The organism is Mediterraneibacter faecis, assembly GCF_055383675.1.
The window spans coordinates 20648-36394 of sequence record NZ_AP043803.1; the positions used below are offsets into that span (position 1 = coordinate 20648).

Sequence of the window (15747 nt, forward strand, 5' to 3'; positions counted from 1 at the left end):
GTGGCATTACTTCACAATATCCAGCTGCCCGACAATTCCGATATATCCATCTGTTTTTATTGATGACCATAATGTGTGCAGTTTCAGATCACACATCTGCCTTTCACCTCTTACTTTTAACATTACTTTCATTGAAACTTCTTTGTTTTTACTTGATACTGAATCCAGCGAATCTTTTACGCGCTGAATATCCTCTTCGCTTATATCATATGCTCCATATAAATCAAATTCCAGATTATCTCTCTGATATTCTTTCTGCGATTCTCCGTCTGTTAAAACCAGCTTTCCTGAAATCGCATTATACTCTATTGAAATCTTACCGCTATTTTCCTTAAAGAACTTTATCTTTTCCTGCATAATCTCAATAACACGCTGGGAATAATCCTTGCGTGGCAATGCATTTTGCCTCAGTATTTCTTCTGAGATCTTCTGCGCTTCATAATACTCTCTGTTGTCATCCTTTTCTTTCTTAAATGTTCTGGACAACTGAGGACTGATCTCTTTCAGGCATTCCAGAAGAAGCGGATTAAACTGTCCGCACTGACCTTCCTGGATCATCTGGATTGCCGTATCATGATCATATGCATTCTTATAGCACCGTACACTTGTAAGCGCATCATACACATCAGCAATTGACACGATCTGCGCAGAGATTGGTATTTCTTCCCCTTTTAGTCCATCCGGATATCCTCTTCCGTCCCATCGTTCATGGTGCCACCGGCAGATTTCCCATGCAGTGCGTACCAGTGGCTTGTCCTGTGGAAAATCCATATTCCGGATCATAGACGCTCCAATCTCACTGTGGCTTTTCATGATCTTGAATTCTTCATCTGTCAGTCTGCCTGGTTTATTGAGGATTTCTTCCGGAATGCTGACCTTTCCAATGTCATGAAGGGAAGATGCTGTTATAATCAGAGCAATATCCGCTTCTGTCAGATGATACGCATCTGTTTTCCTGATCAATTCTCTCAACAGCATCTCCGTTGCGATACGGATGTGTAATATATGTTCGCTGCTTTCACTGTTATGAGAACCTAATACATTGCTCAGGATTCCAATCATAATCGTGTTGTTTTCTTCTTTCTCATAGACCTGATCTACAACCACATTGATCAGTCGTTTCTGGTTTGCATAAAGTCCCAATGTATTCTGGACTCTTTTCTTTACGATAACTGCATCAAACGGTCGGCTGATATAGTCTGTGATCCCCAGATCATACGCTTTTCGCATAATTTCGACTGATTCTTCTGATGAAATCATGACAACCGGGACTTCATCAATCCACTGGAACTCCCTCATATGTTCCAACACCTGGAATCCATTCATCTGCGGCATATTGATATCCAGAAGCATCAGGTCGATCTCTGGATGCACTTCCAGAATCTGAATTGCCTGAGTTCCATTTTCAGCTTCCAGATAATCATAACTGCTGCCAAGAATCTCCTTTAATATATCTCTGTTAAGTTCTGAATCATCTACAATAAGTAGTTTTTGTTTCTCACTCATCCTTTATCCTCACGATTTTTATTTTTCCTGCTAATTCAGCAATAATCTTCACTAATAGTTTCATATCGATCGGTTTTGAGACATGCTCATTCATTCCCGCTTCTTTTGACTTTATCCGGTCCTCAACAAAGGCGTTCGCAGTCATTGCGATGATCGGAATTTTCTTTGCATCACTTCTGTCCATTGAACGGATTATCTTTGTTGCCTCATATCCGTTCATAACCGGCATCATGACATCCATGAGGATTGCGTCGAATTCACTGGAAGCACTTTTCTCAAAAGCTTCCACTGCCTCCTGACCGTTCCATGCCTTTACCACAGAAGCTCCTTCGCTTTGAATGACGAATTCTGCAATCTCCATGTTCAGTTCATTGTCTTCTACGAGCAGAATGTTTAATCCTCTGATGGAAGCCGTTACTTCCTCCTGCTTCTCTTCGTCTCTTGCTACATCTTCATTTATTTTAAATGGAATTGTGATCACAAAAGTAGTACCTACGCCCTGCTCACTTATAAAGGTGATTGTTCCACCCATTTTTTCCACAAGACTCTTTGTGATCGGCATTCCCAGGCCGGTACCGCCAAACTTGGATGCTCCGCCTTTCTGCTCCTGCGCAAATGGCTCAAACAGATGTTTTTGGAATTCCTCACTCATACCAATTCCCGTATCCTGGCACTTAAACTCCAAAGTTACAATTTTGTCCTGTTCAGAAGAAATCTCCCTGCTGCTCAAATAAATCTTTCCATAATCTTTATTGTACTTTACGGCATTACTCAGGATATTCATCAGAAGACGCTTTAGATGGATTGGGCTGCCTATAAGATCTTTATGAATGATCTCTGGTGTTTTATATTCCACCTTGATTTCTCTTTCATCAGCCATCTTTCCGACTACATCTATCACTTCATTTATTATTTGATAGATATTAAACGGTTTCTCTTCCAGATAAATTTCTCCTGACTCCAGTTTGCTCATATCAAGAACTTCATTAACCAGTTCCTGGAGAATATTGGAAGCCTCACGGATTTTCCCTCTGCATTCAGTCTGTCTCGACAGATCATCACGATAATAATCGCCCACATCAAGCATTCCGCAAATTCCATTGATCGGTGTCCGGATATCATGGCTCATCCTTTGCAGGAATTCTGTCTTCGCCCGGTTCGCCGCATCAGCCTTTTCCGCTGCTTCCAGAAGGCTCTTTTGATACTTCTGTTCTTTTTCCCTTTCTATTTTGAGAATATTTTTCTGTAATTTTCTGTAAATCATCCAGATTAGTGCTACAACAATCAGATAAATGAACAGGCACATGATCACATTTTGCAGAAGTGTCTGAAATATGATCGAATCCGGAACGTAAGCATAGATATAATGGTCTCTCTGCTTCAGCATAACACCGTGACACCGGACTCCATTGATCGTTAAGCCCATCATATGCTTACTGTCCGCATGATCTTTTAACTTCTGGATTGCTTCATAGTCTGTTGTGCTTTGTCCGATCAGCCCGGTATTGTTTGAAGCAATGATCACGCCTTCATCTGCTACGATAATTGTCCCATCCCGGTCCTTCCGATAGCCATTCAACAAACTTTGTATCGTAAGTGTATAATTCATTGCATACTCTGCGGAAGTATAATAGTAAGTCACTACAACTCCCGGTGCATCCTTTCTTGTGCAGGCAGCCATATCAATATAAGCCCCGTCATTATGATTGATTCTCTTGGCATACACTTTTTCATCGTAAATTGCTGTATCCAGTACGATTTCTTTCTCTGCACATTCTTTTATTTCCGGCAATAAACTTTCGTTCGTACTGTATTCACATACTATAGTTCCATCTATATCCAGAATTGCTATTCCCGTCAGCCATAACTGCTCTGCACTTTCTTTCAACAACTGATTATCCAATGTTTTTTCATTTTCTATTTCTGCGGCTATATTTTTGCTAACCTGCCGGGTTCCCTCAATGGCACGAAGCAGACTTTTGGATTCTGATGATTCATTATAATGTGTATATGTAGAACATTGTACTTTTACATAATTTACCGTGTCTAAAAGATCAGCCTCTTTCTTTTCTTTGTCTGCATTGCTGAAAAAACATACAGACAGCACGACAAGACATATCCCAACAGCTATACTGATGATCCAGAATTTCTTTTCTGTTGGGACAGATTTTTTATTCTTCTTCAAGCTGGTCCACCTCCAGATATTTTTCTGGGTCATCAAGATATTTTCCTATGATTTTTTCAGAAGTTCCGTCCTCTCTCATTTCATCCAGAGTCTGCTCCAGTTTCTCCGGCAGATCCCGAGTTTCATTTTTTGAGAAAGCGACTCCGATTCCAACTGTCATAAGTGGTTCATCCAGAATTCGGAATTTCGCATCATAATCTTTCATATACTGTATAACCGATTCCTCATGTGCACCTATTGCATCTGCATATCCCTTTCCAAGGAATGTATAGATCAGTTCCCTGTGTTCCAGGCTGATCAGATTACCAAGCTTTGGAATCCTGCTGTCTGTTCTTTTCAGAAAAATTCCTTCCGGTTTTGTTGTAGATTGTACGGCAAGTGTCTTTCCTTCCAGATCACTCAGGGTATAGATATCACTGTTCTCATTGACTGCAACCACCTGGTTACTGACCATATACGGACCGGCCCATTTATAATCATCCAATCGTCCTTTCATGGAGAAGCAGCCCATAATACAATCAATATCACCGTTCTCTACCAGCTCTTGCTTCTTCTCCCAGTCAATATTGACAATTTCCACGTCATAACCCATTCGTCCGAACGCTTCCGTTGCCAGTTCAACATCGATTCCTGTTGGTACACCATCTTCATTCAGATAATTATATGGGGGATAACTGTCGCTTCCAAGCTTTATAACCGAGCGTTCCGCTGTGTCAGATACTTGATCTGTTTTTCCACATCCAGAAAGCCCTGTTATCAGACATGTCAGCATAAGACATGCACTTATCACTTTCTTTATTGTCATATACTTTTTTCCTTTTGAAATCAAAAATGTGGTAACTGTTCAGAGCCAACCTCCAAAATGCTACGCATTTTACACCTGTTTTATGAAATTTTGCTTGGCTCTGAACAGTTGCAAAATATGATTCTATTATATCTTGATATTATTCTGTACACAAGAAAAACCTGTTACTGTTCACACGATGTGCGACCAACAACGCATATTGCGCAACCATATTGACATTCCTTTCACAGGGTGTCATAATACTTGCGGAGATAGTATTTGGAATACTACAAAACTATACTCTGACTGAATCACAACAATTTCATATTGAACAGTTACCCCGCCGGAAATGGCGGAAAGCGAGCTTATATTTATTTAAGACATAAAATAAGACTCAGGGAATACGAAGAATAGCAAAAGCATTTGCAGGGACCAGTATGCCTTGACGAATGCTTTTTTTGTAAGGAGACCAATAAGAAATGACAGTTGAGATGTTAAAAGGAAAGATTCATCGTGCTACAGTAGTACAGGCCGAACTTGACTATGTTGGAAGTATTACTGTTGATGAAGACCTGCTGGAAGCAGCAGGAATTATGGAATATGAGAAAGTTCAGATCGTGGACGTAAATAACGGAAGCCGATTTGAAACTTATACGATCTGCGGCAAGCGCGGAAGCGGAATGATCTGCTTAAATGGTGCTGCGGCAAGATGCGTAAGTACTGGTGACAAGATTATTATCATGTGTTATGCACATTATGATTCTGAAGAAGCCAAAGAACATAAACCACAGGTTGTTTTTGTAGATGATGAGAATAAGATCAGCCGTGTTACAAACTATGAGAAACACGGATTACTGAAAGATATGGCATAACTGCAAAAGTGATTGTAACCTATAAATGAAAATGAAATTTGTTGAATTCAGAACAAGAGGCTATCTCCTAATTTAGTTTTAAAAGGAGAACACCATGCAGGTAACAAAAACAGTAAAGGAAACAAGAGATTTAATTAAAAACTGGAAAAGAGAAGGAAAAACAATCGGTCTTGTACCGACAATGGGATTCCTGCACGAAGGACACGCAAGTCTGATCAAGAGATGTCGCGAAGAAAATGACATCGTTGTTGTATCTGATTTTGTAAACCCGACACAGTTTGGACCGACAGAAGATCTGGAAGCATATCCGAGAGATTTCAAACGTGACAGCGAACTCTGCGAGAGCCTTGGAGCTGATGTCATCTTTCATCCGGAACCGGAGTATATGTACCATGATCCACATGCCTTTGTAAGTATTGATACTTTATCAGATACACTGTGCGGTAAGACAAGACCAATCCATTTTAAAGGTGTATGCACCGTTGTTTCTAAGTTATTTAACATTGTAACACCGGACAGGGCATATTTCGGTCAGAAAGATGCACAACAGCTGGCAATCATCCGCAAAATGGTACAGGATCTGAATTTTGATATCCAGATCGTAGGATGCCCTATCATCCGTGAGGAAGACGGACTTGCGAAATCATCCAGAAATACATATTTAAGTGAAGAAGAAAGAAAAGCCGCACTTTGTCTTTCAAGAGCTGTAAAAGCCGGTCAGAATATGATCTGTAAGGGAAGCAAAGCTGAAGAAGTATTAACAAAGATGCGCGAGATTATCGAAGCTGAACCTCTGGCAAAGATTGATTATGTATCTATGGTAGATGCACTGGATATGCAACCGGTAGAAATCGTAGAAAAAGACGTTCTGGTCGCCATGGCAGTTTACATCGGAAAAACCAGACTGATCGACAACTTTAGCTACGAGGTATAACATATGGAAAATGTGATGAAAAAAGTAGGAAAAGCCAGTTCTTTTCTTACAAAATATATTGGAATTATTATCATCTGCTTCTCTATGATCGCATTTTTCTGGCGCGATGGATTCGCGTGGACAACCAATTATACATCCATCTTTTTAGGTGTTGCCATGTTTGGCATGGGGCTTACAATCAAGATGAACGATTTTAAGAGAGTTTTTTCAAGACCAAAAGAGATCGTGATCGGATTTGTTGCACAATATACGATCATGCCTGTTGTGGCATGGGGATTATGCCAGCTGATGCATCTTCCGACAGATCTTGCACTCGGCGTTATTCTGGTCGGATGTTGTCCTGGGGGAACAGCAAGTAATGTGATCACATATATTGCCGGAGGTGATGTGGCACTCTCTGTTGGAATGACGATCACTTCCACGCTTGCGGCCCCACTGATGACACCGTTATTAGTGTATCTGCTTGCCGGTGCCTGGGTAGAAGTATCTTTCCTTGCAATGGTAATTTCTGTTGTAAAGGTTGTACTGATTCCGGTCCTTCTTGGTATTTTGATCAACTGGATCTTTGGAAAGCAGATTCAGAAAATATCAGAAGTACTTCCACTGATTTCTGTTGTATCCATCGTAATGATCATCAGTGGAATCGTATCTGTCAATGCAGAAAAAATCTTAAGCTGTGGTCTGATCGTACTTGGAGTTGTGGCACTTCACAATCTCTGCGGAATGGGCATCGGGCTTGGCGCAGCAAAACTTTTACATATCGAATATGATAAAGCTACTGCGATTGCAATTGAAGTCGGAATGCAGAACAGCGGCCTTGCGATTTCTCTTGCAACAGCTAATTTTGCAGCCAATCCGCTGGCAACGCTTCCGGGAGCGATCTTCAGTGTATGGCATAATATATCAGGCTCTTTATTCGCCGGGATCCGCCGTGGCGGAACTGGTACGAAAGAAGCTTGCCTGGAAGTAACTGAATAGATAAAAGAAAAGCAAACGAGGATAGGAAACTACTTTCTCCATCCCCGTTTGCTTTTCTTTATTTTCCATAAGCATACAGCTTAAAGTCATCCGTTTTGCCTGCAAGCCCCTTCATTCGTATCGCCACAGTCGTACTCGGATGTACATTTTCTACCGTTATCGTATTCAGCCATCCTGCGACATTGCCCTTACCTCCGTCTTCCGTAAATTCTTCCTGCGTTAATATATTTCGCATTGCCTTGTCCAAATCTACTTTTCGGTAAGGCATTTCCGGAAGATATACGAACCGATCCTGCAGTCTGAGGAGTTCAAGATATCCGGTTGGACAGTATAATGCATTTCCACTGCTTCCTGCATACATACCGATTGCCATATTGTTATATCCCGGTTTATCTGACACATCCATTGAAAATGCAGTCTCACCGGTCTCAAAATCGATCATGATAAACTGCCACATGCCACTGTCCAGGTCCTGAACATAACCGTAAATGTATCCTGTTGCGGTTGAAAGCTTCATCATCGATGTATCCCGGATATCATCTCTGCACCAGATACTCTTCATTTCATATCCGTCCTCTGTCTTGATCGTATCAACACGCTCAACTCCCGGCATGACCATTTTATTTCCTTTCTGCAGCCAGTTTACATCATAGATATTTTCATATGTCTGTACAGATGAATCGTTATCTGCGTCCGCAAGCTTCGCACTTCCTGCTCCAAACCAGTTACATACGATTGTGCTGACTGTACCTTCACTGTTATCATATACGATTGCTGAATTTTCTACGGATACCTGCATTTCTTCCGGCAGCTCATCAATAACAGGTGTGCTTGCAACCTTTTCACCGGTCTTCATATCTAATGCCAGCAGATTCACCGGATTCTGATTATCTGTAAACATGACCAGATTACTGGTTAGTGACGGTGAACATCCGCTTCCCCACGCCAGACCTCCTCCGGTCGTTTCATCACCTTCTTTGCTGTCTTTTGCCCCTGCACTTTCATACGGAGTACACCATTCTACCTGTACACCGTTATCTGCTTTCAGCAGATAGCAGTTCTGATTTGTTAAGATGACCGCACCCTCTTTCGAAGAAGCTATTCCATTTTCTGCCCCTTCTCCAGGAGTTAATTCATATACAAATGTAGCCGCTGTCAGATCAACCTCTTCTCCATTCAGAATTGCGTTGATCGCATCTCTGGAAATGTATCCCATCGCACCTTGCTGCTGACGTTCCGGATAGATTCTGAATCCGCCGGTTGCAAACCAGAGATTCCCCTCATAGTCAAACACTACGGATAATAAATTCTGATCCAATGTCTTTCCGGTAATCGCCTCTGCCGCTGCTTTAATATCAATATCCAGCACTTTTTCAAATTCCGGCAGCACATTTCCTTCCTCGTCTGTTGCTTTCAACATAAGTACATGATTGTTGCTTGTCGGACACACCAGACGATTATTTTCATCAACAAAGGAATAGGAACTTTGTATCACATACCCTCCACCGTCATGCTGTTTTGGCGAGAAATATCCGATCGTCTGTGTTTCTTCTGCATTGATATCACGAATTGCAAGTCCTCCCAGCAACGGAACAACTGAATGTCCATAATTGTCAAAAAATACCGCCGGAGACGCATTCGGATTCACCTTTTCATAAGAAACATTAATTTCTGGGTAAATACCAACAGGCAGTACCTCATCTGTTGAATCTGAATTATAACAATCATGGTGGATATTCGCATCATTTTTTGCCATATAAGGATTCTCATCGATTGCCTTTTGGGTAAGCGGTTTTATCGTTACTCCTGAGCTTACACTTTCTGTTTTTGTCTGTTCCTGTTTCACCTCATCTGTCTTTGGTTCATTCGATGAACAACCTGATGTCATTGCGACTGCTGATATAATAAATGCTAAAAGAATTGTTCGTTTTTTCATATTATTCGGCCTCCTTTTCTCGTAATCTGTAACTGTTCAGAGCCAAGCAGAATTTCATAAAACAAGTGTAAAATGCTTGCATTTTTAAGACTGTTTTTGAAATTTTATTTGGCGGATACGCCACACCGACGAAATGCGTAGCATTTTGAAGGTTGGCTCTGAACAGTTATGTTTTTATTATAAAAAAACATCTCTTATTTTCAATTCTTTTGGCACGAATCATGCTAAAATGGCACGAATTGTAAAAGACACCATCTCCTGACCGAACTACTTTTCAGCCAGAGATGGTGCCTTCGTTATCCACATTCTTCTGTTAAATGAAATCTTTTTTCCACATTTATTCCATGTTTTTCACATTCCGGATGTGGATTTCCCATTACTTTTCACACTGCGTGTGTCCAGCAACAATTTCTCTTCATTTTTAAAAATTAATATATCCCTGCAGCCAGATCGTACCTTTGAACCGTCTTCCGATCTCCGGCTCTCCCATCACGGAATCTGCCGGAACGCAGACATCAAATGTCAGTTCATTTACATTCAGACGCATCTGATACAGTCTCACACCTGTCATTCTGTTGATCCGCTCTCTCACTGCCAGGATTTCTCCCATGATCGAATACATATCACATTCTGCTCCAAACGGCATGAAATATGTGTCCACAATGGAAAATACATCTTCATTCGCCAATCTCTTTGACACCTTGGAATAGAGATCCATATCGTCAAATGTCAGCGTCTCGATTGCTGCCTGGTCGCCCTTGCGGGCTGCGTTCATCAATTCTCTTCTTGTATCTGACGCACGCTTTTCATTTAAAATCTGCTGCTCATTTTTATTAACCGGAAGCAGGATCATTCCACCTTGTGCCAATCCTGAAAATGTCACTGAGGTCTGCACATCTTTTGCAAGACCAGCCTGTTTCTCCCGCATATATTCCACACCATTCTGCAGTGTGAAGATCAGACTGATTCCGATCTTAGAATCTTCACAAAGACCAACATACTGTTCTTTCTCAATCTTTCTCTGCACATCGATTTCTGCATACGTTGTAACTCCGCTTCCTTCAAAATACGGGAAATAATATGCAGCTTCAAAATGTTCCTCATCATCAAGTTCTCCGCAGAGTGTGATTCCTACATCCTGACCGAACTCTTTCTGGAATTCACAGAAATCTTCGCCCGGTCTGTAGGATACAATTGTCTGATGTGTGAAATTCTCTTCTACTTCTTTTAAGAGCTTTTTCAGATCTTTTCTTGTTTGAATATTTTCAAATCCAATTGCTTTTAAATACTGATGCATATTTTATTTGCTTTATATTTCTTTATTTGTTCTTTGGTGTAATTTCTTTGTTTCCACCCATGTATGGCTGAAGAACTTCCGGAATTCTTACAGAACCATCTGCCTGAAGATTGTTCTCAAGGAACGCGATCAGCATTCTCGGTGGAGCAACAACTGTGTTGTTTAATGTATGAGCGAAGTAGCTTCCGTTCTCTCCTTTGATACGGATACCAAGTCTTCTTGCCTGGGCATCTCCTAAGTTAGAGCAGCTTCCTACCTCGAAGTATTTCTGCTGTCTTGGTGACCATGCCTCTACGTCAACAGATTTTACTTTCAGATCTGCAAGATCTCCGGAGCAGCACTCAAGTGTACGTACCGGAATATCCATAGAACGGAAAAGGTCTACTGTATTCTTCCACAGTTTGTCATACCATTCTTTGCTTTCTTCCGGTTCGCAGACAACGATCATTTCCTGTTTCTCGAACTGATGGATTCTGTAAACTCCACGCTCCTCAATTCCGTGAGCACCTTTTTCTTTTCTGAAGCAAGGTGAATAACTTGTCAGAGTCTGTGGAACCTGATCTTTCTCCAATGTCTGTCCAATGAATTTACCAATCATGGAATGCTCACTTGTTCCGATCAGATAAAGGTCTTCTCCTTCAATCTTGTACATCATGGCATCCATCTCAGCAAAGCTCATAACACCTGTTACAACGTTGCTTCTGATCATGAAAGGCGGTACACAGTATGTGAATCCTCTGTTGATCATGAAATCTCTTGCATAAGAGATCACTGCTGAGTGAAGTCTTGCGATATCTCCCATCAGATAATAAAATCCATTACCTGCTACTCTTCTTGCAGCATCGAGATCGATTCCATTGAAAGATTCCATAATGTCTGTATGATATGGAACTTCGAAATCCGGAACAACCGGCTCGCCAAATCTTTCTACCTCTACGTTCTCACTGTCATCTTTACCGATCGGTACGGAAGGATCAATGATGTTCGGGATGATCATCATATTCTTTTTCAGTTTCTCTTCTACTTCTTTCTCTTCCTCTGAAAGTTCATTGATACGTCCATTGCTCTCTGCAACTTTCTTCTTCAGTGCTTCTGCTTCTTCAATCTTCTTCTGAGCCATCATTGCTCCGATTTCCTTAGAAGCTTTGTTTTTCTCTGCGCGAAGTGCTTCTACTTCCTGTTTGATTTCTCTGTTTCTCTTATCCAGTTCAATTACTTCATCAACAAGTGGAAGCTTCTCATCCTGAAATTTATTTTTGATGTTCTGTTTTACTACATCCGGATTATTTCTTACAAATTTGATGTCTAACATGTTATTTACCCTTTCCTGTCTAATTTCTTTTTTACTATTTATTTTTCTTGAAAAATAGCTTTCTCAAGACTTTCTCTTTCTTCCTCTGCCAGCTGAATTGTACTCTCACCTTTTACAATATCTTTCACATATGCATAACAGCCCTGCCGGCTATGCATTATATTTAAGATCCATCCAGTATTGTTTTCATCTAACATTGTAATTGCAAAACTTAATTCGCCTCCCATTTCATGGAATGCATCATATTTTACGATTCCGACTTTCTGGTAATGCGTTTTCATTTTATTATAAAGTTCTGCAATCTCCTCACGGTTTTCTTCTACCTGATCTACGACTTCGTCGATCTTGTCAAACCGTTCAAAAATGGATTCCTCCAGTGATTTTCCATTCTTTCCCTTCATAAAGGTATTGAATACTTTTTCCAGGTGTTTATACTTATCATACACTAACACAAGTACGACAAGCAAGGCTACCTGCAAAATAAGTAAAATAAGAAATGCGTAGAATGGATCAATTCCCAGATTGCCAAATACTCCAGTCACTTCTACCATCTCCTTTTTAATTATGCTGGATTGTCATGAGCAACTCATAGATTCTTTCCAGATCATCCGGTGAGTAATACTCAATCTCAATCTTTCCTTTTCCATTTGCTTTCGCATGAACACTTACTTTTGTACCGATCAGACTCTTCATCTGCTCTTCAAGATTTGTGTATACGAACTGATTTTCTACTTCCGGCTTTTTTTCTTCCTTTTTCGGATTCTTCAGAGCCTTCACCAGTTTCTCTGTCTCGCGAACACTAAGCTTCTCATCAAAGATTTTGTTGGCAAGCATGTACTGCTGCTCTTCATCTTCGATTGCCAGAAGAGCTCTTGCATGGCCTGTACTGATCATATCGTCAATGATCATCTGCTGAACTCTGTCATTCAGTTTTAATAATCTCATTGAGTTCGTAACCGCAGTTCTGCTCTTTGACACTCGTTCAGCAACTTCATCCTGTTTCAAGTTGAATTCTTTCAACAGTCTCTTATAAGCCATTGCTTCTTCAATCGGATTCAGATTTTCTCTCTGAATATTCTCAATCAAAGAAATCTCAACAATTTCCTGCTCTGTAAATTCTTTTACGATAATTGGCACTTCTTTCAATCCTGCCAGCTTTGCCGCGCGCCATCTTCTCTCACCGGCAATAATTTCATAATAGTCCTTCTTCTTCTGAACAAGAATCGGCTGCAATACACCAAACTGCTTAATTGAATCTGCAAGTTCCATCAATGCATCTTCATCAAAATCTTTCCGTGGCTGTTCCCGATTTGGTTCAACTTTATTTATCTTCACCATGATCGGTCCTGCCTCTAAAATTTCTTCTTTCGGAGCTGCCTTTTTCTCGTCCGCTTTTACAGAAGGTTTTGCGCTTTTAACGTTTTTGTTTGGGATTAGACTATCCAATCCTTTTCCAAGTCCGCTCTTCTTCACAGGCATACTTATTCTCCTTTATTAATCACTTCTTCTGCTAAAAGCATGTAACTCTCTGTTCCTTTGGATTTTGGATCATACAGATTGATTGGAAGTCCATAACTTGGTGCTTCAGCCAGTCGGACATTTCTCGGAATAATTGTCTTATAAATATTTTGGTTCAGGTTATCTTTTACATTTTCCACTACCTGTAATGATAAATTTGTTCTTGCATCGTACATTGTAAATACGACACCTTCCATTTCAAGTTTCGGATTCAGTCTATCCTGAACAAGTTCAATCGTATGCATCAATTGACTTAATCCTTCCAGCGCATAATACTCACACTGAATTGGAACAATCACCGAGTCAGAAGTAGTCATTGCATTAATTGTAAGCATGCTCAATGCCGGAGGGCAGTCAATAATTATAAAGTCATAATTATCTTTTATCTTTTCAACTTCATCTCGTAAAATATATTCCTTATTGTCAACGCCAATCAGTTCAATCTCAGCGGCTGATAAATCAATACTTGACGGAAGCACATCTACACTCAGGTTTTCTATTGGTTCCTTGCAAATACACTCCTCAATTTTACACTTACCAATAATAAGTTCATAAATTGTCTTTTCAACCTCATTCTTATCAACGCCCAATCCACTGGACATATTTCCCTGAGGATCCATATCTATAGCAAGCACTTTTTTTCCCGAACTAGCTAAAGAGGCCGATAAGTTGATTGCTGTTGTAGTCTTACCAACTCCACCTTTCTGATTCGCAATTGCTATCACTCTACCCATTATTTTTACTCCTTTCTCTCGGACATTCATTATTATATCACCTTTCTTTTCATTAATCTAGAACTAATCAAATGTTTCACGTGAAACATCGTTACTGTTCACACAATGTGCGACCAACAACGCATCTCGCCATTTTAAATCGCCTTTGGCGATAGGGCGAGATGCATTCAAGCCAAAACATGCATCCTCCGTGTCAATCAGCGAAGTGATTGACACGGGAGTGAACAGTAACGAAACATCTTCCTTTTCATTTCCTCATTTTCTAAAATGTTTCACGTGAAACATTGTGTTTTCTCAGTTATTTCTAGTACTGCATTTTGTAAATAACTGTATTATACGCGCAGGGTGCGGATTTGATTGTGCGGATCAAAAATGTTTCACGTGAAACATTTTTAGAGATAATCCACTATCTTCTATAATTAAACATTAAGATTTTTTCGCTTTATTTGAATTTAAGAATGTAGTATAATAAAGTAAGAGTTTCTTTTAATTCAGGCTCTTACTTTTATATAAAACAAACCACTATTATAATAAGGAAGGTGAATAATTTGAGTATTAAGAAAAAACTAACTTTTTTTACTACTTTAGCAGGAGTTTCTCTCGGTGCAATGCATATTGCCAACCGTGTATTAGAATATATCTCAACTGCTGATAAATTAATCAATTCTGATGAATATGAATACTATAACTGGAGATTTGGCAAAATCGCATATAAGAAAACTGGTGAAGGATCACCTTTACTTTTAGTGCATAATCTCAATGTATGTTCTTCTTCCTATGAATGGAGAAACAATATAGCGGAACTTGCCAAGTTCCATACTGTATATACAATTGATCTTTTAGGCTGCGGTTGTTCCGATCGTCCGGGATTAACATATACTAATTATCTGTATGTAGAATTAATCGCGAACTTTATCAAACATATTATCGGAGAAAAAACTGATGTAATTGTTTCTGGTGAATCCTGTCCATTTGTACTAATGGCCTGTGCAAACGATGAAACACTTATAAATAAAGTTATTATGATAAATCCGCCGAATCTGGTAGACCTGGCAAAGATTCCTACAAAACGTAGTAAATTCATAAAGAATATCCTGTATTCTCCTATTCTGGGTACATTTATCTATAATATGTATGTAAATAAGAAGACAATTGCTCATGCCCTCTGCTCTTCTTATTATACTCAGAATGAAATTAGTGAAAAAGATATTCTCACCTACTTTGAAGCAGCACACAAAGAACATACAAATTCCAAATATCTTTTCGCCTGTCAAAAGACGAGATATACGAATGCAAATGTTCTTCACTGTCTGAATAAATTAAATAACAGCATCTCCATTATTGTAGGAAATAGTAATCCTGAAAATTCTTTGGCAGCCAGTGAATATCAGAACTATCTTCCTTCGATTGAAATTGCAGGAATGGCCAAAACCAAACAACTTCCGCATATTGAAAAATGTGACGAATTCATTGAAAATGTAGAAATTTTCTTGTCAGACGCTGAAGAATGTGAATAGAATATCGCATAAATTAGAAATTTTACTCGCATCATATTTTTTCTAAAAACTAGAGTTATCCACATTTTCCACATGAGATATCCACACAGAGTGAATATCTCATGTGGAAAATGTGGATAACTCCTTATTTTTTTGAGGATATCTTCTTTTTAGACTTATTTTCTGACTATTTCA

13 protein-coding genes are annotated in these 15747 nt (G+C 39.7%); 4 read left to right on the top strand and 9 right to left on the bottom strand.

Annotated features, from left to right (window positions below; translation table 11 throughout):
- Positions 1–6 precede the first annotated feature (6 nt).
- The 3 genes from ACZ47Z_RS00110 to ACZ47Z_RS00120 are packed head-to-tail and all read right to left on the bottom strand — an operon-like array spanning position 7 to position 4496.
- Positions 7–1506, bottom strand: a complete 1500-nt coding sequence (locus ACZ47Z_RS00110) for an HD-GYP domain-containing protein (protein WP_055171303.1) — start codon at positions 1504–1506, stop codon at positions 7–9.
- Positions 1499–3691 carry an ATP-binding protein gene (locus tag ACZ47Z_RS00115; RefSeq protein WP_464525734.1) on the bottom strand — a complete coding sequence of 731 codons (2193 nt, stop codon included), beginning with the start codon at positions 3689–3691 and terminating at the stop codon, positions 1499–1501. Before ACZ47Z_RS00115 ends, ACZ47Z_RS00110 begins: the two co-directional genes overlap by 8 nt.
- Entirely contained in the window at positions 3678–4496 is an 819-nt protein-coding gene (locus ACZ47Z_RS00120; RefSeq protein WP_155203460.1) for a substrate-binding periplasmic protein, read from the bottom strand. The genes ACZ47Z_RS00115 and ACZ47Z_RS00120 overlap by 14 nt, the downstream gene beginning before the upstream one ends.
- A 458-nt stretch (positions 4497–4954) precedes the next feature.
- Between ACZ47Z_RS00120 and panD the strand changes: the two genes are divergently transcribed.
- From panD to ACZ47Z_RS00135, 3 genes are all read left to right on the top strand, one after another.
- Positions 4955–5347 carry an aspartate 1-decarboxylase gene (gene panD, locus ACZ47Z_RS00125; protein ID WP_020437124.1) on the top strand — a complete coding sequence of 131 codons (393 nt, stop codon included), beginning with the start codon at positions 4955–4957 and terminating at the stop codon, positions 5345–5347.
- 94 nt (positions 5348–5441) lie between these two features.
- Complete coding sequence (gene panC / locus ACZ47Z_RS00130; RefSeq protein WP_054753586.1) at positions 5442–6281, top strand: pantoate--beta-alanine ligase; 840 nt, start codon at positions 5442–5444, stop codon at positions 6279–6281.
- Positions 6282–6284: 3 nt separating this feature from the next.
- Complete coding sequence (locus tag ACZ47Z_RS00135) at positions 6285–7259, top strand: bile acid:sodium symporter family protein (protein ID WP_227165390.1); 975 nt, start codon at positions 6285–6287, stop codon at positions 7257–7259.
- 58 nt (positions 7260–7317) lie between these two features.
- Here ACZ47Z_RS00135 and ACZ47Z_RS00140 read toward each other — a convergent pair whose 3' ends face one another.
- The 6 genes from ACZ47Z_RS00140 to ACZ47Z_RS00165 form a co-directional block, all read right to left on the bottom strand.
- Positions 7318–9195, bottom strand: coding sequence for a hypothetical protein (locus ACZ47Z_RS00140; RefSeq protein WP_464525735.1), 1878 nt, complete (start codon positions 9193–9195; stop codon positions 7318–7320).
- Between the two features lie 421 nt (positions 9196–9616).
- Entirely contained in the window at positions 9617–10492 is an 876-nt protein-coding gene (locus ACZ47Z_RS00145) for a DUF3881 family protein (RefSeq protein WP_055171297.1), read from the bottom strand.
- 22 nt (positions 10493–10514) lie between these two features.
- Positions 10515–11804 carry a serine--tRNA ligase gene (serS, locus tag ACZ47Z_RS00150; protein WP_055145237.1) on the bottom strand — a complete coding sequence of 430 codons (1290 nt, stop codon included), beginning with the start codon at positions 11802–11804 and terminating at the stop codon, positions 10515–10517.
- Between the two features lie 38 nt (positions 11805–11842).
- A complete protein-coding gene (locus ACZ47Z_RS00155; RefSeq protein WP_054753588.1) occupies positions 11843–12355 on the bottom strand; it encodes a DUF4446 family protein in 513 nt (170 codons plus the stop codon).
- A gap of 7 nt (positions 12356–12362) precedes the next feature.
- Positions 12363–13283 carry a ParB/RepB/Spo0J family partition protein gene (locus ACZ47Z_RS00160; RefSeq protein WP_020436476.1) on the bottom strand — a complete coding sequence of 307 codons (921 nt, stop codon included), beginning with the start codon at positions 13281–13283 and terminating at the stop codon, positions 12363–12365.
- 2 nt (positions 13284–13285) lie between these two features.
- Positions 13286–14056, bottom strand: coding sequence for a ParA family protein (locus tag ACZ47Z_RS00165; RefSeq protein ID WP_020436477.1), 771 nt, complete (start codon positions 14054–14056; stop codon positions 13286–13288).
- Positions 14057–14595: 539 nt separating this feature from the next.
- Here ACZ47Z_RS00165 and ACZ47Z_RS00170 point away from each other — a divergent pair.
- Positions 14596–15573 (top strand): alpha/beta fold hydrolase, encoded by a 978-nt coding sequence (locus tag ACZ47Z_RS00170; protein ID WP_054753590.1) that lies wholly within the window; start codon positions 14596–14598, stop codon positions 15571–15573.
- The last annotated feature ends 174 nt before the right edge of the window (positions 15574–15747 follow it).